The sequence below is a fragment of the Citrobacter sp. RHB35-C21 genome, from assembly GCF_013816515.1.
Lineage (GTDB): Bacteria > Pseudomonadota > Gammaproteobacteria > Enterobacterales > Enterobacteriaceae > Citrobacter > Citrobacter braakii.
Map to the genome: position 1 here is coordinate 2,029,414 of NZ_CP057147.1, position 23,060 is coordinate 2,052,473.

At 52.7% G+C, this 23,060-nt stretch carries 30 protein-coding genes; all 30 read left to right on the forward strand.

The window, feature by feature from the left end; translation table 11 throughout:
- The first annotated feature begins 33 nt into the window (after positions 1-33).
- The 30 genes from HVZ39_RS09685 (at position 34) to HVZ39_RS26600 (ending at position 23,060) form a co-directional block, all read left to right on the forward strand.
- The gene (locus HVZ39_RS09685; RefSeq protein ID WP_048236545.1) at positions 34-240 is read left to right on the forward strand and encodes a hypothetical protein; all 207 of its coding nucleotides are present in this window, start codon (positions 34-36) and stop codon (positions 238-240) included.
- Between the two features lie 103 nt (positions 241-343).
- Positions 344-1,348: a tyrosine-type recombinase/integrase gene (locus HVZ39_RS09690; RefSeq protein ID WP_181633531.1), complete on the forward strand. Its 1,005-nt coding sequence runs from the start codon at positions 344-346 to the stop codon at positions 1,346-1,348.
- 246 nt (positions 1,349-1,594) lie between these two features.
- A complete protein-coding gene (locus HVZ39_RS09695) occupies positions 1,595-2,197 on the forward strand; it encodes a hypothetical protein (RefSeq protein ID WP_181633532.1) in 603 nt (200 codons plus the stop codon).
- A gap of 198 nt (positions 2,198-2,395) precedes the next feature.
- The gene (locus tag HVZ39_RS09700) at positions 2,396-4,012 is read left to right on the forward strand and encodes a hypothetical protein (RefSeq protein ID WP_023150218.1); all 1,617 of its coding nucleotides are present in this window, start codon (positions 2,396-2,398) and stop codon (positions 4,010-4,012) included.
- A 1-nt stretch (position 4,013) separates the two neighbouring features.
- Positions 4,014-5,477: a DUF1073 domain-containing protein gene (locus HVZ39_RS09705; RefSeq protein ID WP_131341826.1), complete on the forward strand. Its 1,464-nt coding sequence runs from the start codon at positions 4,014-4,016 to the stop codon at positions 5,475-5,477.
- Between the two features lie 76 nt (positions 5,478-5,553).
- A complete protein-coding gene (locus HVZ39_RS09710; RefSeq protein WP_032629703.1) occupies positions 5,554-6,087 on the forward strand; it encodes a phage minor head protein in 534 nt (177 codons plus the stop codon).
- A 261-nt stretch (positions 6,088-6,348) separates the two neighbouring features.
- Positions 6,349-7,614, forward strand: coding sequence for a DUF2213 domain-containing protein (locus HVZ39_RS09715; RefSeq protein ID WP_181633533.1), 1,266 nt, complete (start codon positions 6,349-6,351; stop codon positions 7,612-7,614).
- An 11-nt stretch (positions 7,615-7,625) separates the two neighbouring features.
- Positions 7,626-8,129 (forward strand): hypothetical protein, encoded by a 504-nt coding sequence (locus HVZ39_RS09720; RefSeq protein WP_128298958.1) that lies wholly within the window; start codon positions 7,626-7,628, stop codon positions 8,127-8,129.
- A gap of 11 nt (positions 8,130-8,140) precedes the next feature.
- Positions 8,141-9,088 carry a DUF2184 domain-containing protein gene (locus HVZ39_RS09725; protein ID WP_181633534.1) on the forward strand — a complete coding sequence of 316 codons (948 nt, stop codon included), beginning with the start codon at positions 8,141-8,143 and terminating at the stop codon, positions 9,086-9,088.
- A 45-nt stretch (positions 9,089-9,133) separates the two neighbouring features.
- A complete protein-coding gene (locus HVZ39_RS09730) occupies positions 9,134-9,541 on the forward strand; it encodes a hypothetical protein (protein ID WP_044702727.1) in 408 nt (135 codons plus the stop codon).
- On the forward strand, positions 9,513-9,923 hold the full coding sequence (locus HVZ39_RS09735; protein WP_044702729.1) for a DUF4054 domain-containing protein: 411 nt from the start codon (positions 9,513-9,515) through the stop codon (positions 9,921-9,923). Before HVZ39_RS09730 ends, HVZ39_RS09735 begins: the two co-directional genes overlap by 29 nt.
- A complete protein-coding gene (locus tag HVZ39_RS09740) occupies positions 9,920-10,426 on the forward strand; it encodes a hypothetical protein (RefSeq protein WP_061549007.1) in 507 nt (168 codons plus the stop codon). Before HVZ39_RS09735 ends, HVZ39_RS09740 begins: the two co-directional genes overlap by 4 nt.
- Positions 10,426-10,830: a head-tail adaptor gene (locus tag HVZ39_RS09745; RefSeq protein ID WP_181633535.1), complete on the forward strand. Its 405-nt coding sequence runs from the start codon at positions 10,426-10,428 to the stop codon at positions 10,828-10,830. Before HVZ39_RS09740 ends, HVZ39_RS09745 begins: the two co-directional genes overlap by 1 nt.
- The gene (locus HVZ39_RS09750) at positions 10,823-11,368 is read left to right on the forward strand and encodes a hypothetical protein (protein ID WP_181633689.1); all 546 of its coding nucleotides are present in this window, start codon (positions 10,823-10,825) and stop codon (positions 11,366-11,368) included. Before HVZ39_RS09745 ends, HVZ39_RS09750 begins: the two co-directional genes overlap by 8 nt.
- 3 nt (positions 11,369-11,371) lie before the next feature.
- Positions 11,372-12,517: a DUF3383 family protein gene (locus HVZ39_RS09755; RefSeq protein WP_003826312.1), complete on the forward strand. Its 1,146-nt coding sequence runs from the start codon at positions 11,372-11,374 to the stop codon at positions 12,515-12,517.
- Between the two features lie 11 nt (positions 12,518-12,528).
- Positions 12,529-12,969: a DUF3277 family protein gene (locus HVZ39_RS09760; protein ID WP_003826314.1), complete on the forward strand. Its 441-nt coding sequence runs from the start codon at positions 12,529-12,531 to the stop codon at positions 12,967-12,969.
- A gap of 3 nt (positions 12,970-12,972) precedes the next feature.
- A complete protein-coding gene (locus HVZ39_RS09765; RefSeq protein ID WP_181633536.1) occupies positions 12,973-13,425 on the forward strand; it encodes a phage tail assembly chaperone in 453 nt (150 codons plus the stop codon).
- A gap of 11 nt (positions 13,426-13,436) precedes the next feature.
- Complete coding sequence (locus tag HVZ39_RS26595) at positions 13,437-13,613, forward strand: hypothetical protein (RefSeq protein WP_024131618.1); 177 nt, start codon at positions 13,437-13,439, stop codon at positions 13,611-13,613.
- Positions 13,603-15,585: a lytic transglycosylase gene (locus HVZ39_RS09770; protein WP_181633537.1), complete on the forward strand. Its 1,983-nt coding sequence runs from the start codon at positions 13,603-13,605 to the stop codon at positions 15,583-15,585. The genes HVZ39_RS26595 and HVZ39_RS09770 overlap by 11 nt, the downstream gene beginning before the upstream one ends.
- The gene (locus HVZ39_RS09775) at positions 15,585-16,160 is read left to right on the forward strand and encodes a phage baseplate protein (protein WP_061549002.1); all 576 of its coding nucleotides are present in this window, start codon (positions 15,585-15,587) and stop codon (positions 16,158-16,160) included. The genes HVZ39_RS09770 and HVZ39_RS09775 overlap by 1 nt, the downstream gene beginning before the upstream one ends.
- On the forward strand, positions 16,160-16,462 hold the full coding sequence (locus HVZ39_RS09780) for a hypothetical protein (protein WP_061549001.1): 303 nt from the start codon (positions 16,160-16,162) through the stop codon (positions 16,460-16,462). Before HVZ39_RS09775 ends, HVZ39_RS09780 begins: the two co-directional genes overlap by 1 nt.
- 2 nt (positions 16,463-16,464) lie before the next feature.
- Positions 16,465-17,529, forward strand: a complete 1,065-nt coding sequence (locus HVZ39_RS09785; protein WP_181633538.1) for a hypothetical protein — start codon at positions 16,465-16,467, stop codon at positions 17,527-17,529.
- A gap of 2 nt (positions 17,530-17,531) precedes the next feature.
- A complete protein-coding gene (locus HVZ39_RS09790) occupies positions 17,532-17,885 on the forward strand; it encodes a hypothetical protein (RefSeq protein ID WP_181633539.1) in 354 nt (117 codons plus the stop codon).
- 137 nt (positions 17,886-18,022) lie between these two features.
- Positions 18,023-18,754: a hypothetical protein gene (locus tag HVZ39_RS09795; RefSeq protein ID WP_181633540.1), complete on the forward strand. Its 732-nt coding sequence runs from the start codon at positions 18,023-18,025 to the stop codon at positions 18,752-18,754.
- 1 nt (position 18,755) lies between these two features.
- The gene (locus tag HVZ39_RS09800; RefSeq protein ID WP_181633541.1) at positions 18,756-19,178 is read left to right on the forward strand and encodes a hypothetical protein; all 423 of its coding nucleotides are present in this window, start codon (positions 18,756-18,758) and stop codon (positions 19,176-19,178) included.
- 63 nt (positions 19,179-19,241) lie between these two features.
- Positions 19,242-19,994 carry a Gp138 family membrane-puncturing spike protein gene (locus HVZ39_RS09805; protein WP_181633542.1) on the forward strand — a complete coding sequence of 251 codons (753 nt, stop codon included), beginning with the start codon at positions 19,242-19,244 and terminating at the stop codon, positions 19,992-19,994.
- Complete coding sequence (locus HVZ39_RS09810) at positions 19,994-20,347, forward strand: hypothetical protein (RefSeq protein ID WP_003826334.1); 354 nt, start codon at positions 19,994-19,996, stop codon at positions 20,345-20,347. Before HVZ39_RS09805 ends, HVZ39_RS09810 begins: the two co-directional genes overlap by 1 nt.
- Complete coding sequence (locus HVZ39_RS09815) at positions 20,348-21,547, forward strand: baseplate J/gp47 family protein (protein WP_181633543.1); 1,200 nt, start codon at positions 20,348-20,350, stop codon at positions 21,545-21,547.
- Entirely contained in the window at positions 21,544-22,224 is a 681-nt protein-coding gene (locus HVZ39_RS09820) for a DUF2612 domain-containing protein (protein WP_181633544.1), read from the forward strand. Before HVZ39_RS09815 ends, HVZ39_RS09820 begins: the two co-directional genes overlap by 4 nt.
- Entirely contained in the window at positions 22,224-23,060 is an 837-nt protein-coding gene (locus tag HVZ39_RS26600) for a phage tail protein (protein WP_249419329.1), read from the forward strand. The genes HVZ39_RS09820 and HVZ39_RS26600 overlap by 1 nt, the downstream gene beginning before the upstream one ends.

The window sequence follows — 23,060 nt, forward strand, 5'->3', positions numbered from 1 at the left end:
CCTCCGAGTTGGTAGGGAATTAAGGGGATTGTCATGTTAGAGAACTATTTTAAAAATGGCGCGATTGCCACTGATGAAAAAACTCAACGTCTTTTAGCTGTTCAAGCGGCCTTAGAAATTGTTAAAGCATCAGCTTCCTCAGCTGCTGGGCAGGGCGGGTCAATGTATAACGATTTAACTTCCGCCAAAGAAGGTATCTCTGGCCTAGCAGATGCGATTCAAGCTGCATTAAAAGGCTGATAGTTTCAAGTTTCTAACTAACCGCCTACGGGCGGTTTTTTATCGTCATTACAATGGGCAGTCCCATCGTAATGACATAGCTTAAATCAGAGGATTGTTCAGTATGGCTTCGATAAAAGAATCCACTGATGCCAATGGACAATCAAAATATTACGTCCACTGGAAGGATGAAAAATCCGGTCATGGACGCCGCCGCATCTTTAAGAATATTGATGATGCCGCACATCTTTTCTGGCAAAAACAGAATATCGAGCTGGATTGTCGAACTGCCAGCTGGACCGGAATAGACCATTCCTGGACTTTCCGAAAGTTAATTCTGTTTTATCTTGGCTATCAGGCTGGAAAGTTGGAAAAAAATATCATACGACTATCGTCTTATACGAAATGCCGTCACGATCTTCTCGCTGTAGACGGGCCGATACTGGAAAAAAACATTCTCCATATCAGCCATCGCGATATCGTTGATTCGGTTCGCACCGGCTGCCATCGCTGGATTCGTTCGGCTTTCTTCCTGCTAGTGGAAAAGCGGCTCATCACTTTTAACCCTGTTGACCGTCCCGCGCGCCGGAAGCGTCGACCCATCACCATACCGCCATCATCATCGGTCAGGGAGCTACTGAATAGCGCTCCAGTTCGTGAGCGTATCGCGTGCTGGCTCGGGATTTGTGGCCTGCGCATCGGTGAGGTTCTGGCGGTTACTTATAACGACGTGTCAGCCGACTGGATCGACATCCGAGGGCATGTAGTTGACGGCGTGATACATGAGGGGCTGAAAAGAGGTGTGGAGCGCCGGGTACGGATGCCGCGTGAGCTTTTCGCATTGCTGGATAAAAGTAAGCTTGGTTCCTCTGAGCCTCTTATCTGCAATCAGTTTACCGGCGCATGCCTCGCTACCAGCTATGGCACTCAGGGTGTTCTCGTCAGAACCCTGAACGACTATGGCATTAAGCGATTCCATCATCTTCGACACTTTGCTGTATCTCGCCTGGCAAATAAAGGCGTCGATATTCTGAAGGTTTCCCGACTTATTGGACATTCGAACATCAAAACTACGATGGACGTTTACGGACACCTGTTCGGGGAAGTAGTGGAGATGGATTTAGACTGAGTTATCCACATAGTGGAAATATTAGGGCGATCCACTATCTCCCCATTCTGCGCGGCCTCCGGGCATTAAATCGCAGTTTTGGCGAAAAATAGATAACTCCGCATTTTTTCGACATTTTAATTCCGCACTCAAACCCAGCAGGCTTGCAGCCCCGGAGTGGATTTTTTCTCAGAATTATTCCGCACGCAAAATGCGGAAAAATGATTTTGAACAAAATATAAACAGCACCCGATTTCAGGTAAGCGTATGGCCCGAAAAAATAGCTTTAAGAAGGCCTACGTCGGTATCGTTCTTGACATGGCCTTAGCCCGTAACAAGATCTCAAACCGCATGGTTGCCCAGCGGCTGGAAATTGACGAGGCGACTATCCGCAATTGGCGTAAGGAACATGCCGACTTTAACCGTGCCTTTACCGAGGCTCGCGAAGTTCTGATGGAAAGGATTAACAATGTTGCAGGTAAAAACCTGGACGTTCGTAAGCGGAAGACTGTCACTAAATCCCCCGATGGCCTGAAAACAACGGTCGAGGATGTCTTGCCAACACACAATGATGTTGCGGTGTTTGCCAAAGCCCTTGGCCTCGGTCGCAGCGTTTATGGGGAAGAAGACCGTCAGCGTGATGTGCTTCGCGATGTGATGAAACACAAGGTGGCCGGGAAATACTCCGCGCTGGAGGCGGCGCAGCTACTTGAGGCTGAGGGGATTAAGGTTCCGCCCACTCTGCTTATGGAGCTGGGAGCACCGAAAATTTTCGACCCGTTCACCAATATGGACGTGGCAGCCAAAGCCGAAGCGGCGAACCTGACCCCGCAGGAAGCGGCAGATATCTACAAAAAATACATGGGCTGAAAAATGCAAAAACAGGCGTTTCGAACTAAAAAAACGCTATGCACTTTTTGCCCCGTTTTATGCACGTTTTATTCATCCCGATTTGACCACTTTTCTGTTCAAAACAGAGGCTTCACGCCGTTTGCGTGATGGGTGCTGTTGCGCCAGTGCGGGTAACGACCATTATGTTAAATCGGGGCGTTTTTGAGGAATTTTTCTGTGCCGATCCCGTTCCCCTTTGACTTCCGCAAACCGGACTATACCGCCGTGTTTGAGTGGAGAATGGAGAGGCTGGAGCGGATCAGGAAAGCGCCTGAAATGCTTCCGGCACTCCGTGAGTTTTACCGCACTAACCCGGCCCAGTTCATCATCGACTGGGGCATGACGACGGACCCGCGTAACCTCGATTATGGTTTGCCTGCCACCATCCCGTTTTTGCTGTTCCCCCGCCAGGAGGAATGGATTAACTGGATCATGGACAGGCGCGCCAGTCTTGAGCATGGGCTGACAGAAAAAAGCCGCGAAATGGGGCTGAGCTGGACCTCTATCGGTCTGGCCTGTTCGCTTTGCCTGTTCAACAAAGAAATGGTGATCGGGTTCGGTTCCCGTAAAGAGGAATATGTCGACAGTACCGGCGACCCGAAAGCACTGTTCTGGAAAGCACGTAAGTTTGTCGAGCTGCTGCCGGTAGAGTTTCGCGGTTCATGGAGTGACAAAAAACATGCTCCTTACATGCGGGTGGAGTTCCCGGAAACGGGCGCGGTCATTAAGGGAGAGGCTGGCGATAACATTGGCCGCGGTGACCGTACCACGCTTTATTTCGTGGATGAGTCGGCATTCCTGAAACGGCCATTACTCATCGATGCTGCGCTTTCTCAGACAACCCGCTGCCGTATTGACCTCTCATCCGTCAACGGCATGAATAACCCGTTTGCCCGTAAGCGGCACAGCGGAAATATCCCGGTGTTTACGTTCCACTGGCGCAGTGACCCGCGCAAAGATGATGAGTGGTACCGCAACGAATGTCTGAAAATCGATGATCCGATTATCGTTGCTCAGGAACTGGACCTGAACTACAGCGCATCCACTGAGGGGATTCTCATTCCTTCTGAATGGGTGCAGGCAGCCGTCGACGCGCATATCAAACTGGGAATTCAGCCCAGTGGACAGCGCCTCGGCGCAATGGATATCGCCGACGAGGGGAAAGACAAAAACGGCTTTTCTTGCCGCTATGGCTTCCTTCTGCAGAACGTTCACGAATGGTCTGGCATTGGCAGCGACATCTACGCCTCTGTCGTTAAATCGTTTGGGTATTGTGACGATTATGGGCTGGATGAGTTCCGCTTCGATGAGGACGGTCTGGGTGCCGGTGCGCGTGGTGATGCTCGCGTGATAAACGAGCTCAGGCAGGCTGAAGGCCGGGGAACAATCACAGCTACGCCTTTCCGTGGTAGCGGTAGCGTATTCGATCCGGAAGATGAAGCCGTTCCTGGTGATAACGGTAAAGCGGCGCGCCTGAATAAAGACTTCTTCGCGAACGCGAAAGCACAGAGCTGGTGGCATCTTCGCAAGCTGTTTCGGAACACCTTCCGCGCGCTGAACGGGATGGACTACAACCCCGACGAAATCATTTCTATAAGCAGCGAGATAGAAAATATTGACCGCCTGCTGATGGAGCTTTCACAGCCTACGTGGTCGAAAAACGCCGTCGGTAAAATCCTCGTGGATAAACAGCCGGAAGGTACAAAATCGCCGAACCTTGCCGACGCCGTGATGATTAACTACGCGCCGATGGATTCCTCTCTTGATAATTGGGCCAAACTGGCCGGAGCGTGACATGTCCCGTAAGAAACGCCAGAACGGCGCACAAAAGCCCGTTGCGACAGCTGACGGGTACAACAATTTCACGGCCAAACTTGGCAGCGACACCAGAAACATACAGACGGGCGGAATGTACATGCCCGGGTACATCAGCCGTAACAGGGTGATGCTGGAGTTTGCGTATCGTTCATCGTTCCTCGTTGGTGCCGGTGTGGACGCGATGGCAGATGATATGACCCGCAAGGGGATTAACATCAGCTCAAAGCTGAAACCCGGACAAAAGGGCAAGCTCGAAACCTTCTGGGATGAGCTCGCTATATGGGATGGTCTTAACGATAACCTCAAATGGTCACGATTGTACGGTGGCGCGGTGCTGGTGGTCCTGCTTGAAGGGCAGGATATGTCTTCCCCGTTGAAACTGGATCGCATCAAAGAGGGGCAGTTTAAGGGCGTGATGAGCCTTGACCGCTGGATGGTTAACCCGAGTTATTACGATCTCGTTACCGATTACGGTCCCGATTTTGGGAAACCGAAATATTACAAGGTAATCACGAACCAGCAGGGGATTCCCCCCTGGAAGATCCACCATAGCCGCGTTATTCGCATGGAGGGTGATACGCTTCCTTTCCAGCAGGCCCAGACGGAAAACGGCTGGGGGATGTCTGTTGTGGAGCGTATTTTCGAGCGTATCGAGGCGTTTGATACTGCGACGGTCGGCACTACCCAACTGATCCACAAAGCGCATCTGCGGACTTACAGCATTGAAGACCTGCGCAAGATTCTTGCTACCGGAGGCGACCTTGAAAAGGCGCTGATGAAGCACCTGGACATGATACGTCAGTTCCAGACCATCGAAGGCATGACCATCATGGATGGTAAGGATAAGTTCGAAACCCACAGCTATACGTTTGCGGGTATCGCTGATGTCCTTCTGCGCTTTGCTGAGCAGGTTTCCGGCGCGACGGGAATTCCTCTCGTCCGCCTGTTCGGACAGTCACCTGCAGGTTTCAACACCGGCGACGGCGATCTGGAAAACTACTACAGCCGGGTTAACTCGCTGCAGGAGAGACGCTTACGCCGCCATATCCGTTGGCTGCTCGATATCTCCTGGCGCTCTCTGTTCGGTGAACCCCTACCTGACGATTTTACTTTCGAGTTTAACAAGCTCTGGGAGATGTCAGACGTGGACCGCGCAACGATGGCGAACAATGTGGTTACTGCACTTGGTACCGCCGTTCGTGACCTCGGAATGCCACCTGCAGCAGCGCTTAACGACCTCAGGAACATTTCTGATGTGATTGGCATCGGTGGTTCTATCACTGACGAGGATATAGAAGATGCGAAGGCCCAGTGGCAGGAGGATGAACCTGAAACCATCCCTCCGCCGTCGTTCGGAGATCCAGTATCGAAAAAGCCTGTTGGCGATAGCAAACCAGATAGGGCAGATCGTCGATGGTACCTACGATGGTTCACAGGTTAGCGCTGACAACATTTCGAAAACGCTGGTGGACTATTCCGAGGTAATCAGCGACTGGGCAGAGCTGGTCGGGCGAAGGATGTTTGCCCAGGTCGAGCAGGAGGAATGGAATCAGTGGAAATCGGTATCTGAGGAAATCGGTGCTGGTCTGCGCGATGTGGTGGGTAATACCCCCGTCGGGCAGGTGGCGCAGGATATCGTGTACCGCCAGATTCAGCTGATGAAGTCCCTGCCGCTGGAAGCAGCCGATCGCGTGATGGACATACAACAGCGCGCAATGCAGGCGGTTATCACTGGCGAACGTCCGGACGAGCTCTACGAGATGATCATGGCCTCCGGTGACGTGGCCGCCAGCAGGGCGCAACTGATTGCCCGTACAGAGATTGGACGAGCTACCGGCGCGCTGACGCAGGCCAGAGCCCTTTCGGTTGGATCAGAGGGCTACTGGTGGCGTATCGAGGGGGCCGGAACGCGGGATTCTCACCGCAAGATGAAAGATAAATTTGTGCGCTGGGATAACCCGCCGACGCTTGACGGTATGACCGGACACGCCGGATGTTTGCCGAACTGCAAATGCTGGCCTGAAGTACAGATCCCAGCACCGAGAAAATGAAAAATACGGCTTTGAGCATTCATTTCATGCGAACTGCAATACCTGCGAAATGTTATGAAAATGTTGTATTCGAAAAGACCGATTTTCAGCCCAGTTAATCGCTACTTTTACGGCTTTAAGAGGACATTTTAATTGAGTCCATTTTCGTCGGTGCGGGTAAGAACTCTTATGTTAAATAGCCCGTTATTTTGAATATTTTTCCCATCTCACAAGGTCGCCACTGAGCGACCTTTTTGTTGCCCGTAATCGAGCAGGTAACCCATGAAATATTTCTTCACTACACGCCTGGGAGAAACGCGTTATCTGCAGGCGGACGGCTCACTACTGTGTAAAGACGTACCGATCGCACGTACAGGGACGCAGGTCTACTTACCCGAGGAAATCGACCTAGAACCTGACGCCAGCGGCACAGTGACGGTCTGGCGAACGGAAGATGAGGTGTTTTCCCCGGAGACGATGGCGAGCTTTGAGGGCGTGGCCGTCACGCTGGGGCATCCAGAGGATAGTCTGGGCAACATCGTATTCGTGAACCCATCTAACTTTGCCGAGCTGGCGCACGGACACATTCAGAACGTCCGGCGCGGCACCGGCGATAAATCGGATCTGCTCATTGCTGACGTGCTGATTAAACGCCAGGAAGCAATCGACGCGGTGAATTCTGGCCTGACCGATGTGAGCTGCGGCTATGACGCGCAGTACAAGCAACTGGCACCCGGCAAGGGCAAGCAATACCAAATCACAGGTAACCACCTCGCTGTCGGTATTGACCGGGGGCGTGCTGGTGGCCGCTGTGCAATCGGGGATTCCATCCCATCAACAACAAAGGAGAAGCCTGTAATGTCATGGCTTAAAAAACTGGCTCAGGCCATTAAGACGAAAGATGAGGATGCACTGGCAAAACTCATCGATGAAGCGCCGGATATGCCGTCTGATGGCATGGCTTCAATCCCCGGTGTAACTATCAACATGAATGCTCCAGCGCAGTCTACCGCACTTCCTGAGGCGAATCGCTCCACTACGGACGAAGGCGATCCGAATAAAGAGAAAACAGGCGATGAAGAAATTCCGGACTGGGCGAAAGCGTTGCTGGTTCGTCTGGAAAAGCTGGAGGGTAAAACCACCGATGGCGATCCGGACCCGGGCAGCATGACCACCGACGAAGACGAAGAAGAAAACCGCAAAGTGACGGGCGACGCAGCCTTTAAGCGCAACCTGATCGCCGATGCGGAAATTATCTGCCCTGGCTTCCAGCCTGCTGGCGATAAGAGCCTGAAACGTCAGGTGCTGAATCACGCAATGCGCACCGGTGACAGCCTGAAATCGTTCGGAGTGGATGATTTCTACAAAGCGCCAAAGGCAACGGTCGACGCTGTATTTACTGCCGCTGTAGCGCTGCATAAGGCGAAGAACCACCTTGCACCGCTAAATAGTGGTACTCACACCACCGACCGGGCAACCAGCACAAAGCACCTTTCCCCGGCAGAACTGAACAAGCTCAACGCCGATTTCTGGGCAAAAAATAAATAAGGTAAATCATCATGGCAGGTACTGCATATTTAACGCGGATGCCCCTGGGCATTGCCGGGGGTGTTACTCGTCCTCGTGATCTCACCATTGAGCCGGTCACCCTGGACCACTCGAAGCAGTTCGCGTCCTACGGACTGGCAGGTAAATACGTGAACGATAAATTCGTTCCCCTGGAGTCCGGCGACACTATCAGCAAAGTGAAAGGGATTCTGGTCCGTCCGTTCCCGATTACTTCTGCTCTTGACCTTGCCTACATCGGCGTGACCGCTAATCAGGTGGGCGACAACCTTAAACGCGGTTACATCTGCGTAACTGCTACTGCAGGCAACGCGACGACCGCGAAGAAAGGTGATCCGGTATACGTTCGTGTAGCTGGTGGCACCACTCAAAGCCCGGTTGGCTCTTTTGTTTTGTCTCCGGACTCCACCGCATCAAATACACCTCAGCTGACAAATGCAGAGGTCATGGGGCCGGGTGAAGCCGACGGCCGTATTGAAATCGCTTATAACATCTGAGGGAATAATTAATGTTTACAGTTGACAGAGCGACCATCGACTCCACCGGCGCGTTTCTCGTCGGAGAGCTGGAGCGCATGGATCAGACGCTGAACATGCCGCTGACCTCCGTTAAGTGGTCCCGCGACATGCCACTGCGTAGCGATATTTCTATCGCTGATGAAGTGTCATCTTTCACGAACACCGATTTCGTCGGCGTTGGTGGTCCTAACCCTAACGGTAAAAACTGGATTGGTAAGAAATCCACCGCCGTTCCTGGTATTGAACTCGATATTCAGCCGACCCGTAACAACCTCACCCCGTGGGGACAGGAAATCGGATGGACGGTGCTGGAGCTGGCCTCCGCGCAAAAACTGGGCCGTCCTGTTGATGTCCAGAAATACGAAGGCATGAAGCTGAAGTGGGCAATGGATACCGACGAACAGGTTTACATCGGTGATACCGAACTGGGCGTTCGTGGCCTGCTGAACCTGTCGGATGTTACCCCGGTTGCTGCAGCTGCAGCGTGGACCGCCACCACCGATCCTGATGTCATTGTTCAGGATATCAACCTTGTGCTGTCTGATGGCTGGGTTCGTTCTGGTTATGCGGTCTGCCCGGCGAAAATCGGTCTGGCGCCGGAGTTGTTCGGCTTGCTGGCGAGCAAAAAGGTTTCCTCTGCGGGGAATATCTCTGTACTGGAATACGTGAAGATTAACACCATCGCGTTCCAGGAAAATGGGACACCACTGGAAATCGTCTCCATGAAGTGGGCCTCCAAGCGTGGCGCTGGTGGCGCGCATCGTATCGTTGCTTACACCCAGGACGAAAAATACGTTCGCTTCCCTATGGTTCCTCTGCTGAACACGCCGCTGGAGTATCGCGGCCTGCAGCAGTTGACCACTTACTACGGCAAGCTGGGCCAGGTGGAAACCCCGTATTCCAATACGATCTCTTACCTGGACGTTCCGGCGTCTTAACCTGAAACAGGCGGGGAAACCCGCCTTTTTTTGTGGAGCATAAACATGAAATACGTTGTTTCCGGTGGCGCTACTCTCAGCTTTGCTGACGGTTCTAAATTCGAGCTGTCTCAGGGCATCCACGACAGTTCATCTTTCCCGAAAGAAGTCAAAGACCACTGGGCCTTTAAAGCCTATGCGCGCCCGATTGATGAGTCCGACCTGGCGAACGAGCAGAGCACTGAAGACCTGACCGCGAGCCTTGTTCTCCTGGCAGAAGAAAATAACACCCTAAAAGCGCAACTGGCGGCGCATGAAAAGACCATCACCGATCAGGGTAATGAAATTACGGATCTGAAAGCGCAACTGGCGGCCGCTCAGGCGGCATCTGCCGGTAATGCTGATGCCACGGACAAAGCCGATACCACCGGTGGGGACGCGAAAAATGCCAAAAAACAGCAGGCTTCCAACTAACGAGCAGTTCCGCACCGACTTTCCCGAGTTCGCCGATACCACTCGCTACCCTGACCCCTCAGTGAATTTCTATCTGGGGCAGGCTGATTCACTCCTGAATCAGGACGTACAGGGCGATCAGTTCGTTTACCTGGCCGAACTATTCACCGCTCACTATACGGAGCTGCGCGGCCGTACGCTGGCCGCCGCTGCCGCAGGTGGAGTGAACAGCAACGGCGCGGCAGGTGTCGTGTCCTCTAAATCAGTAGATAAGGTTTCAGTGAGCTATGACGTGTCCGGGGTAATCAATCCGGATGCCGGTTTCTGGAATAGCACCGCCTACGGGCGCGAGTTCTACTGGTGGTGGTCTGCGTTCGGCGCTGGTGGCAGGCAACTGCTATGAAAAGCGGGTTAACTGTTCGTGCTGATAATGCCGTGTCTGTTCTGGAATCCCTCAGACAGTTATCCGGAATGGATGTGCTGGTGGGAATACCTGAGGATAAGGCAGGGCGTGAGGATGGCTCACCGATTAATAACGCGGAACTGGGTTACCTCCACTCAACGGGCGCAACAGTGGAAATCGACGGTACGACAGTCACGCTTCCCCCGCGTCCTTTTCTGGAAATGGGGATCGAGGACTCAAAACCCCGAACAACTGCGCACCTCAAAGCAGCGGCAACTGCAGCGCTGGAGGGACAGACCGAAGCCGCAATGCGTGAGCTGGAGAGCGCCGGACAGATTGCCCGTGATGCTGCAAAAGCTGTTATCGGTGCTGGCGACCGACTGCACCCTCTTTCTGAGAAAACCCTCGAGCGCAGACGTGCTGAGGGCATTCCCGGCGACAAGCCGCTGTATGCCCACGGTTACCTGTTGCGCTCAATTAACTACGTCGTGAGGAAAAAATAATGCCTCTTCTCGATGTGAGCGATGTTCTTCTCGATCCCGACTTCATGGACACCAGTCTGGTGTGTCATCGGCAGGTTCAGACGGTGGATGAGGACAATTTCGCGAAAAACACAGTTCAGGATATCCCATTCTCTGGCGTGGTGACGGTTGACCGTTCTCTGGAAGCCAGGCGAATGGAGGCAGGCCAGAACATCAGCGGTGCGATCCTCATCGTGACGCAGTTCAGATTAACTCAGGGCCAGCCCGGTACAGACAGCACCCCGCGACTTGATGCCGATATCGTGACCTATAACGGACGCGACTATCGCGTGACGTTCGTCGACCCGTACACCAGTTACGGCGCCGGATTCGTCCAGGCACATTGTGAGCTGGTGGATTTTAACGGAGGGACGCCAGTTGAGTAACGACAGCACAGTGCGCGGGTATCTGACGCCTGTCGGGGATGGTCCCCAGTATGACGAGGCGTTGGAGCGTGAAATTAGCCGGTGGATTCGTGGTGTTTCTGGCCTGCCGGCCTCTCTGGTTTTCCCCCGATGGACAGACCCGCAGCCGCAGATCCCCAACAACGGGGTGACGTGGTGCGGTTTCGGTATCACTACCGTTCCGCAGCCGTTAAGCCAGTCCGATGTTCAGGTATCGGAAGAACAGTCCGAGCAATGGATATGGGAGCAGGTCACAGTGATTTGCTGCTTTTATGGGCCTCAGGGAGCCAGCACTGCATCAACTTTCCGCGCGGGGATATTCGTCGAGCAGAACAACGCCGAGCTGAACCGTTCGGGGCTTTCGCTGGTGGAGGCCGGGACTATTTACAACCTGCCAGAGCTCATTAACAACCAGTGGGTAAGGCGCTACGACCTCACCATTACGCTGTCCCGCAAAAACATTCGTACCTACAACGTCCGGACGCTGCAAGATGCGCCCGTCTCATTTTTCGGAGACTAAATTATGCCGCAGGGATTACCTGTATCTAACGTCGTTAATGTCGACGTGATCATTGGGCCGCGTGCGGCTACTGGTCGAAACTTTGGTTCGCTGCTCATTCTCGGGAGCTCAACGGTTATCCCGGTTTCTGAACGCATTCGCCTCTACTCATCCCCGGAAGATATCGGCACAGATTTCGGAGTGGATAGTCCAGAATATGAAGCCGCTACGGTGTATTTCTCGCAGTCACCGAAACCTCAGCAGGTATATGTCGGTCGCTGGGCTAAAACGCTGGTATCGGCTGAAAGCGGTTCGGCGGAAACGCTGCTGCAGGCGGTGAACGCCGTTCTGAATTACACGAACTGGTACGGTCTGGCCGTGGCTGACGATGAAGATATCGACGATGCCGACTGGCTGAGCGTGGCCGCTGCGATCGAGGCCTCCAGTCTCAGCCGAATTCTGGCGATTACCACTGCAGAGCCTGAGACGGTAAACGCGACCTCCACTACCGATCTGGCTTATAAGCTGAAGGCGGCAAAATACGCTCGCACGTTTGTGCAGTATTCCACCAGCAGCAAGTACGCCGCACTGTCTGCATTTGGTCGCGCGTTCACGGTGAATTTCAACGGCAGCAACACCACCATCACCCTGAAATTCAAGCAGGAGCCGGGGATCACCTATGAAACCCTGACCACCAATCAGGCGGCGGCGCTGGATGCCAAAAACTGCAACGTATTTGTGTACTACCAGAACGATACGGCCATCCTGCAGCAGGGCGTCATGTCCAGCGGCGATTTCTTCGATGAGCGCCACGGGCTCGACTGGCTGCAGAACTACGTTCAGACCAACCTGTATAACCTGCTCTACACCAGCATAACCAAAGTCCCACAGACTGATGCTGGCGTTACGCGCCTGCTTTCTAATGTTGAACAGTCGATGGATCAGTCCGTCACGAACGGGCTGGTGGCTGCTGGCGTATGGAACGGTGGCCCGATTGGGCAACTGGATTCCGGCGACACGCTGACAAAAGGCTATTACGTCTACGCGCAGCCGATTTCCGAGCAGGCGCAGGCAGACCGTGAAGCACGTAAGGCACCGGTTATTCAGGTGGCCTGTAAGCTGGCGGGTGCGGTTCATTTCGCTGATGTGCAGATCAACGTCGTTCGCTAAGGAGAACATGAATGTCTACCTATTCTTTTATGGACGTCACGGCGTCACTCTCCGGCCCGACCGGCGAGATTGATCTGGGCTACGGTTCCGCCAGTTCAGAGGAGGGGATCACCGTTGCAATGGGTGGTCCTAAAAACACCATGACAATTGGTGCTGACGGCGAAGTGATGCATAGCCTGCACGCAGACAAAAGCGGCACGGTAACCGTCAACCTGTTGAAGACCTCGCCGACTAACAAAAAGCTGTCGCTGGCGTACAACGCGCAGAGTCAGTCTTCAGGCACCTGGGGGAACAACGTCATTGTGATCCGAAACAAGGTGAGCGGAGACATCATCACGGCGCGCAGCGTGGCGTTCCAGAAACAGCCGGATAACGCCAACGCTAAAGCCGGTAATACGATGCCCTGGGTGTTTGACTGCGGCAAAATCGACCAGGTTCTCGGGGAGTTTTAACAGATGGAATGCACAATCAAAGACCATGATTACCGCGTGGCAAAACTCAGCGTGTTTGATCAGTTGAAAGTGACGCGCAAACTGCTGCCGGTACTGGCGGGCATGATGTCAGATTTCGGGAGCATTCGCTCCCTTCTGCCTGCTGACGGTAAAATCGATAGCGCTAAGTTTGATGCGCTTAAGCCGGTGTTTGAAACCCTGCTACCGCGCATCGCTGATGTACTGTCTTCCCTGAGCGAAGAAGATACCAACGCGATTATTCATCCGTGTCTGTCTGTGGTTTCACGTAAGCATATGGACGGATGGACGCCAGTATTTAACAGCGGGCAGTTGATGTTCGACGATATCGACCTGTTGACCATGCTCCAGCTGGTGGCGCGGGTGGTCGCCGATTCGCTGGGAAATTTTTTGCCCGTGAGCCCTACCAGCGCGACGCCGGACCAGTCTCAGGGCTAACCCTCAACAGCCTGCCTGACGGGCTGTCTTATCTCCTTGACCCGGTTGATGCCGGGTTAATCCCTTATTACGCGCTGAAGGATGGATCAGTCGATCTGTGCGATATCGCGCTGATGAATGACCATTTGGCCGTTAAGGCTGACAACCAGCGCCGTATTGAGAAATGGAGAGAGGATAATGAACGCTGAGACTATTAAAGATTTCCTCGTCTCGCTCGGCTTCGATATCGACGAGGCAGGCGCGGCTAAATTTGATTCAGTCCTTGCTGGTACGACCGCAAACGCCATCAAAATGGGACTGGCCGTCGGGGGGGCCGCGCTTTCTGTGGTGGCCTACACGGCGAAAATTGCCTCCGGTCTGGATAACCTCTACTGGGCGTCACAACGTACTGGTGCGACCGTCCAGGGTATTCAGTCGATTGGTTACGCTGTTTCTCAGATGGGCGGCAGCGTGGACGCAGCACGCGGTTCACTGGAAAGCCTCTCCCGGTTCATACGTAACAATCCCGGTGCGGAAGGTTTTCTGAACCGTCTGGGCGTACAGACGAGAGACGCCAGCGGTAACATGCGAGACATGGCTGCCATTTTTACGGGCGTCGGGCAGAAGCTCAGCAGCATGCCGTATTACCGGGCTAACCAGTATGCGCAGATGCTGGGCATTGATGAAAATACCCTCATGGCTATGCGCCGTGGAGTGGGCGGTTTCTCCGGACAATATAGCGCGATGGCTAAGGCTATCGGTTTCAATGCTGATGAGGCGGCCAGAAGCTCCAACAAATTCATGACCTCCCTGCGCGAATTCGGCGCGATGGCTGGTATGGCCCGTGACAAAATAGGCTCTAACCTTGCTGGTGGTCTGGCGGGATCGCTGGATACGCTGCGCCGTCATATCCTGGATAACTTCCCGCGTATCGAGCAGACTCTGACGAAAGCCATAAAAGGCATTCTGGCGCTCGGGGACATCATTGGGCGGCTGTTCTTCCGGCTTATCGAAGGAACATCAGACCTTATCACCTGGTGGCAATCGCTGGACAAGCAGACGCGGGAGCTGATCTCGCTGTTCGGCGCACTGACGATAGCACTGCGCATTCTGAACAGTACGTTCTGGATGTCACCGATTGGCCTGATAACCGCGATGGCGGCGGGTATTGCTCTCCTGTGGGAGGATTACAAGACTTGGAAGGAAGGCGGCCAGAGCCTGATTGACTGGGGGAAATGGAAACCGGAGGTCGACGCCGCGCTGAAGATGGTTCGTGACCTGAAAGCGACCGTTAACGACCTGGCGAAAGCACTGGCAAAGCTGCTCAATATCGACCCGAAAGCATGGTCCCTGAAGTGGGATTTCAGCAACTTCATCGACCAGATGGGCGAGTTCAGCAAGATGTTGAACATGATCGCCGACCTGCTTAACGCCATCAAAGATGGTCGCTGGGCTGATGCCGCCAGTATCGGTAAACAGTTGCTTAATCAGGGAAGTGATAAGCCGTCAGCAATGCCAATGGTGACCGACAGCGCTAACGGTACCGCCGACTGGATTAAAGAGCACTGGGGGTTCGATCCTCGCAGCGTGGGACGAACGGTGCGCGGCTGGTTTGGAGATGATGAACCAGAACAACATGCACAGGCCGTTAAACGTGGTGAACGGAATAATAATCCCGGAAATCTGAATTTTGCAGGTCAGGCGGGAGCTTCACTGGAAAGTCCTGGCGGACGGTTTGCCAGATTCGAAACCTCCTTTGACGGTTTACGGGCGCTTTCGCGTCAGTTGATGTTATATGCCGGACGAGGAATTAACAGTGTGGAGAAAATTATCTCTACATGGGCTCCCGCATCAGATAACAACAATACCGCTGCTTATATTCAGGCTGTTTCTCAGCGGCTGGGGGTAGATCCTCGTGTTGCCCTGAATATGAAAGATCCACAAACCATGTCTGCATTAATGAGCAGCATTATTCATCATGAGAACGGGAGAAATATCTATTCTCGTGAATTGATTGGAAAAGCTGCAGTAGCAGGTATTGGCGGTACTCAGGTTAGCCAGAAAAACACTTATCACATCTATGGTGGAGGTGATCCGCGTTCTGTCGGTACTGAGGTCGAGCGCCGGCAGCAGTCTGCGAACGCTCAGGTTATGCGTGGTAATCAAACGAAGGTGGGCTAATGGATATTCTCTCTACGCTCTTTCAGCAGCAGAGCCGGAAAATAGGGGTGATTGTCCCCAGTGTCGTTGTTTCTGAGAAGCACAGCGACACGCTGGAGATAACAGAGCACCCGGTCGAGGTAGGGGCCGCCATCGCAGACCATGCTTACAAAAAGCCGTCTGAAGTGGTAATGGAGGTTGGTTTCGCTGGTGGTGGGGCGTTGCTGGATTTTGCCAGTAACCTGACGGCAACCAGTCTGCTCGGGCTGAGTCCCCAGCAGACGTATCAGGAGATACTCGACCTGCAGGCAAGCCGTATTCCTTTCGATGTAGTTACTGGTAAGCGGCTGTACAGCAACATGCTGATCCGCGCGCTGGAAGTGACAACCGACAAAACGACGGAAAATGTCCTGTCTGCCGTTCTCACTCTGAGGGAGGTTCTTATTTCACAGACGCAGCAGATCTCTGTCGCGGATAAAACCAACATGAAAGACGGCGCCAGCACGTCGGCGGTGCTGAATACCGGCAACAAAACCACAAAGCCGCCAAATACCTCTTTATTGCAAAGTGGTGCGGCATTACTGGGGCTCGGCTAATGGCAATTCAGGAAATACCACTTACAGCGGACAACCAGCAGTTCAGCATCGTCTTGGGCGGTGTCACCTGGCGGATTAGCATCATATGGCGCGATCTGTACTGGATTATGGACCTGCAGAACGACAGAGGGGTGCCGGTAATCTCCGGTATTCCTCTCGTCACGGGCGCTGACCTGCTGGCGCAGTACGGCTATATGGGGCTCGGCTTTAAGCTGGTGGTAGTCTGTGACGACAGCACACAGGATTATCCGACGAAAACCGACCTGGGCGGCCGCAGTCATTTACTGGTATCAACGGAGTAAGCATGTCACAGAACTGGATGAGACATTTCGAGCTGCAGCTCGTGGACGAGAACGGGCAGGGTATTGAGCTCAGCGATTTTAAAGTGACCTTTACGATCGACTGGTTCAACATCAGCAGCGCGTCGCGGGTGGGTACGTTCAAAATCTACAACCTGTCTGCTGATACGGTGAACCGCATCACCGGGCAGGAGTTTTCGAAAGTGCGGCTGATTGCCGGTTACGACGGTATCGCGCCGGAGGTGTCGGCAAGCGATGTCGGGACCGTGCGCGAAGTCGATGCGGCGGGCGTGGGCCAGAGTGATGGCCGGAACTACGGACTGATTTTCAGCGGTGAAATTCGCTACTCGGTCACCGGTAAAGACAGTCCTATTGATTCCTACGTACTGATTCAGGCAGCCGATACGGATCTGGCTTTTGCCACCAGCATAACATCGCAGACGCTGGCTGCCGGTTACACGGTCGCAGACGTGAACCGCGCGCTGATGAAAGACTTCGAGGCAAAAGGCGCGACCGAAGGCCTGACGCCTGAAATGCCTGCTACCGTATTCCCCCGGGGCCGGGTGTTGTTCGGCATGACACGGCATCTTATGGATAACGTGGCCGGACAATGCGGCGCAACATGGCAGTTTGTGGACGGCCAGCGCCAGATGGTGGCGAATAACGAGTATGTTCACGACGCGATTGTGCTGAACAGCGCCACCGGGCTTATTGGCATGCCGCAGCAGACTATCGGCAACGGCGTAAACGTCCGTGCGCTGATTAACCCGAATATCCGGGTTAACGGGCTGATTCAACTGGATCAGGCTTCCGTGTACCGCACCGCGCTGTCGAATAATGATATCGCTATGGCTGGTGGGCAGATCACCGACCAGAACACGGACGGAAATATCACGCTCAGCGGCACCACGGCGCAGCCTGCCAGCATCGCAACGGATGGCGTTTATATTGTGCGCGGGATTATGTACACTGGCGACACAAGGGGCCAGGCGTGGTACATGGATATGATGTGCGAAGCGCGTGGCGCGGCGGACCTCCGTTCGTCGTCGTCTTTACAGCGGGAAGGATAAGAATGAAAAAGTTGATTGTTATCGGACTCTGTTTCCTGCCTGGGTTAGCTTTTGCTGCAAATCCCGGCGGCATCACATTGCAATGTGGTGGTTACAAATTGGAGTTGGTTCCTGACTCATTGTTCAGGATTAATGGTGAGACTGTTACCTCCCAGAAAATCAAAACTCTCGGTAATGGAAACGGTATGAAGGCAGACATGGGGCTTATGCCTGCCAAAGACGGTAACAACTACGGCTTTGAATATATTCGCCGACCGGGTACCGAAACGCGCTTCCTGAACGTCCAACTGTTGCAGAACAACATGGATGCGCCGAAAATAATCGGATCTTTTCCTTGTAAGAAAGTGCTTGGATGATACCTTCCTTATCGCTTGGATTTTGGCGGTGATTTGCATCTAATCTGTGTGTGTGGTTTTACAAATTGGTTGCTTACAGCTAATACTTGTTTAAACTACGTCGACTACAAAATGACTAAAAAGAGTAAAAGCACCTTATGCCAGTAGCGCAGCCCAAAACTGGAGAAGTCATAGCTAAGCTTGGTCCATCCTTAGAAGCGGGTAGAATCTTGTTTCTGGACATCGAGAAGCAGAAGTTGTTGAGAGAAGCGCGTGCTTTGCCGGTGAGGTATCAATCTTTAGCAATTGAAGGGCTTATCCTATTGCTTGATGGGAAAGTTGAGCGTGGTATTGAGGCTATTGAGAAGTCATTAGCTATATACCCGACAGATCCTGTAACTTGGGTTAACTATTCCAGCGCACTAAGCAATACTGGTCTTTACTCTAAACAGCGAGAACTGCTTGTTCGTGTTCTTGATTACGACTTCCCCTGCATGGCAGACCATGCTTTACACTTTGCAGCCTTCTGGGCTGATGGGGAGATGCTCGATATGGCTATTGCAAAGCTTGAGAAATTTGGTCAATTAGATAAAGAGACAAACGTATTGCCACTACAAACAGCAAAGATTTTGAGTAACTTAGGTGACTCAATGACTGACGGCTTAAAAAAAGTGGCTGACGTTCTTATGTATATAGTGGAGAGCGAATCTCTTCGCGCTAAGAATTCCAATCTTCTTACCGATGGTGAAGGTTATGTTTCTTTCTCTATAGGCATTGAGACAGATGATGCTGAGTATCTGTCGTACCTTAATGATAAGGTCGTTGATGTGATGATCGACAGAGGCCTTGAAACTGGATGCAGCGTAGCTTATTTCGAGGCGGTAAATTGATATGCCAGTAGCTATCAATTGTTTTCTGGATATGGCGAGATGCTCTATTGAGAATAACGGTGAGCAGTGGACTCGTAACGCTATAAGTAGAGCTTATTATACAATGTATCATTCAGCGTTATTGCTCACAGATGGCTATATCCCAACGCAAGATGAGCATGGACAAAAGCTCCAAGGGGGAGTGCATGCGAGACTCTCTGAATACTTATGCGGCGAACAAGCTGCTACTAGTCATCGTCTTGATAGAAACGCGGCAAAAAAAGTTGGGCTTAAGCTCAAAACTGCTCACCATCGTAGAGTTATAGCTGATTACAATCTTGATAAGAAAGTTAACCGAATAGACGCATGCAGCACTATCAAAGATGCTGAAGATTTGCAGACTCTCATCGCTGGTATGATTGATACCAGAAAGTCTGCAAGTTAGATTCGCTAAACAATTTATTGAACCCGCCTCTCGGCGGGTTTTTTGCTTTCTGGAGACTACCAAATGGCAGTATCTGACCAGACCCGAAGCGGCGACCTTGCCGAAACATTCAAATCCGAGCGGGAAACCACAAAGAACCAGATCCGCGTCGCCTTGCCTGGCATTATTCAGTCTTTCGACCCTGACGCGGTGACGGCGGTTGTGCAGCCTGCTATCCGTTACGTTGAAATTGATAACGACGGGAGCCGAGTTACCAGACCTTATCCGTTGCTGGTGGATGTTCCTGTGGTTTTCCCTACAGCTGGTGGTGTCACTTTAACGCTGCCGGTAAAAGCCGGCGATGAGTGCGAACTTAAGTTTCAGGACCGCTGTATTGATTTCTTCTGGCAAAACGGCGGAGTTCAGGAACCTGTCGACGACCGCATACATGACCTGTCCGATGCCACCTGCTCTGTGGGCCAAATATCTCAGCCCAACAAAATTAAGAATGTCAGCACCACGTCGGCGCAGCTTCGAAGTGTTGATGGAAGTACGTATATCGACCTTAATCCGGATACGCAGAAAATTAAAATTGTGGCGCCGGGGGGCGTGGAGGTGGTTACCCCGCTGGCTGACTTCTCGGAGAAAGTCACTATTCACGGGCTCCTGTCCTGGTTGGGCGGCATGGTGGGTTCTGTTGTCTCAGGCGTTGCATCCAAAATTACTGGCGCGGTCGAGTTTATCGGTACCGTCAAAGCAAACGGTAAATCTATCGACGATAAACACACTCACGGTGGTGTACAGCACGGCAACGATGATACGGATGAGGTGAACTGATGCGATACCGACGCGAAGATGCCGATGGTGATTACACCTTTGGCAGTGGCGATGACACCTGGCTGATTAACTCGCCTGAAGCCGTGGCGCAGGCTGTGAAAACGCGGTTCGAATTATGGTATGGGCAGTGGTTTCTCGATACCACAGAGGGAACGCCGTGGATTCAGTCTGTGCTCGGTAAACAGAAACCCGAAACCTACAACTTGGCGATCCGTAAGCGCATCCTCGAAACGCGGGGCGTTAAATCCATTCTCTCTTTCAATACGACAGTGAACACGACGACGCGCCGCGTCCAGTTCTTCGCTGAAATCGACACTCTCTACGGAACAACGACAGTAACCAGCGAGGCATAAATGGCCCTCAATTTGGACACACTTGGCTTATCGGCAACGGTAACCGCTGAGGGGATCAGTGCGCCTGATTACCAGACGATACTCGATACCCTGACGAGCTATTTCCAGCAGATTTATGGCAGTGACGCTTATCTGGAGCCGGACAGCAAAGACGGTCAGATGGTGGCGCTGGTGGCGCTGGCTATTCACGATGCCAATAACACGGCCATTTCCGTCTATAACTGCTTTTCACCTGCTACCGGGTACGGCGCAGCGCTGACCAGTAACGTGAAAATTAATGGTATCGCGCGTAAAGGGGCGACGAACTCTACTGTGGATCTGGTGCTGACCGGTACCGCAGGGACAACCATCACTAATGGCACTGTGAAGGACACTAATAATGTGATCTGGCGTCTTCCTGGCTCGATGACGATTGGTGTTGGTGGCACAGTGACGGTAACTGCAACCTGTTCAAACAGTGGAGCGGTTGCCGCGCTGACCGGGACCATCACCACCATCAACACGCCGACCCGTGGCTGGACATCGGTAACAAACCCAACAGCGGCCACTGTAGGCGCACCGGCAGAAACCGACGCAGAGCTGCGCATCAGGCAGGGGCAGAGCGTCGCGCTGCCGTCCATCACACCGTTTGAAGGCGTCGACGGCGCGATCGCCAACGTCGCTGGTGTGACACGTCACAAGCTCTACGAGAACGATACTGGTGCAACTGATAGTAACGGGCTGCCCCCGCACTCTATTTCCGCGATTGTTGACGGTGGCGATGTGACAGAAATTGCCCAGACAATCCGGGGGAATAAGGGGCAGGGAACTGCGACTTACGGGACGACCTCTGTCACGGTACCGGACACTTACGGCAATCCACACGTGATCAGTTTTTCGCGCTCGACTGATGTCCCGATTTTCGGGCATATCACACTGAAAGCCTTTACGGGCTACACGTCGCAAATTGGCGTACAGATTCAGCAGGCCGTCGCGGATTACATCAACGGGCTGACGATCGGTGATTCTGTTCTGCTGAGCCGCATTTACTCCCCGGCTAACCTGGGCGTGGTCAGTGGTGGTAGTGCTCGTTATTACGATATTCAGGAGCTGCTAATTGGCAAATCAGCCGGAACTGTAGCGGCGGAAAATATCAACATTGCATATAACGAGTCAGCATCCTGTAAGCCTGAAAACATTGTTCTAACGGTGACGTCATGAGCAAGTACACAGACTTAATCACCAACTATCACGGCACTAAGCCCAGATTCTTTGATCACGTTGATCTGAGTACACGGCCACTGATTGATATCACTGCGGCCACCAGGGGACTGGTGAGCGCTTTCGATATTGATACCGCTGTCGGCGTCCAGCTCGATATCCTCGGTCTGTGGATTGGGCGCAGTCGAATCGTCAGCCAGCCAATTAGCGGCGTTTATTTCAGCTGGGACACTGACGGTCTTGGATATGATCAGGGCATCTGGCAGGGGCCATATGATCCTGATTCTGGCTATACGACGCTGAGTGATGAGACGTACCGCATCATTCTGAAAGCGAAAATCGCTATCAACAACTGGGACGGCCGGAACGATTCTCTGCCTCCCATCCTTGACGCTGCGACTGCAGGCTCAGGCCTGAAGATGCAAATTGTCGACAACCAGGACATGACGATATCGGTCTGGGTATTCCCCGAGACTGATATTTCTGATGTGTCACTCGAACTGATAGCTGCTATCAAACAGGGCTATCTCACCGTTAAAGCTGCTGGCGTATGGGCCGGTGATGTTGAAACGCCTTCGGTAGAAGCACCATCCGAGGGTTCTAAATTCTTTGGGTTTGATATGGATAACGAATATATCGCTGGATTTGATGATGGCGCATGGGGGAAATTACTGTAATGGCAACAAATAACTTTAAACCATTCGCGACAGCAGCGAATGCTAACGTGATGTCTCAGACTGACTGGGAAGCACTACCGGCGCTTTTGTCCGGCTTTATTAGCGGGCCAGCAAAATCAGCGCAGGTAAACAAAGCCATTCGACAGGCCAGCTTTATTGCGGCAGCGCTTGCACAGTACACAGCCAACAAAAGTGGGCTGGACGTGCTTGATGATGGTGACCTGAACGGGTTTATCTCCAAAATGGGGACCGCTTTTGGGAAGGATTTCCAGGCACTTGATGCCACGCTGACGGCATTGGCTGGGCTCGCAACCGGTGCAAATAAACTCCCGTATTTCACTGGAAATGATACAGCAGCGCAGACTGATTTAACTTCTGTTGGACGTGACATTATCGGGAAAAATACTATTGCTGACATTCTCACATACCTTGGTTTAGGAGGTTTGGCAAAACAGAATGCCGACAACGTTAATATTACCGGTGGTAGCATAAGAACCACGGCCGGCTCGCTGTATGATGGAAGTAATCGCGTTTACAGCGATGCTAACCCCGGCGCGACGTTTTCGTCTGATGGAGTGGGACTTTGGTTCAACGTAAAAGATATGTTGCAAGTCCGCATAGGCACGTGGTCACTCCCTGCAGAAGCAGGGACGAGCACGCAGGTTGCTTTTGTTCAGGCATTTACGCATAAATGCCTTATTGCTGTCCCTATTCCTGATATTAGCGCTAGTGATCAAATCGGGACTTTGGGCATGACACCAACATCAGTAACAATTTCAAAAGGAAACGGAGACGCTTCACCGCGAACTGGTAAATTCATCGCATTTGGATACTAA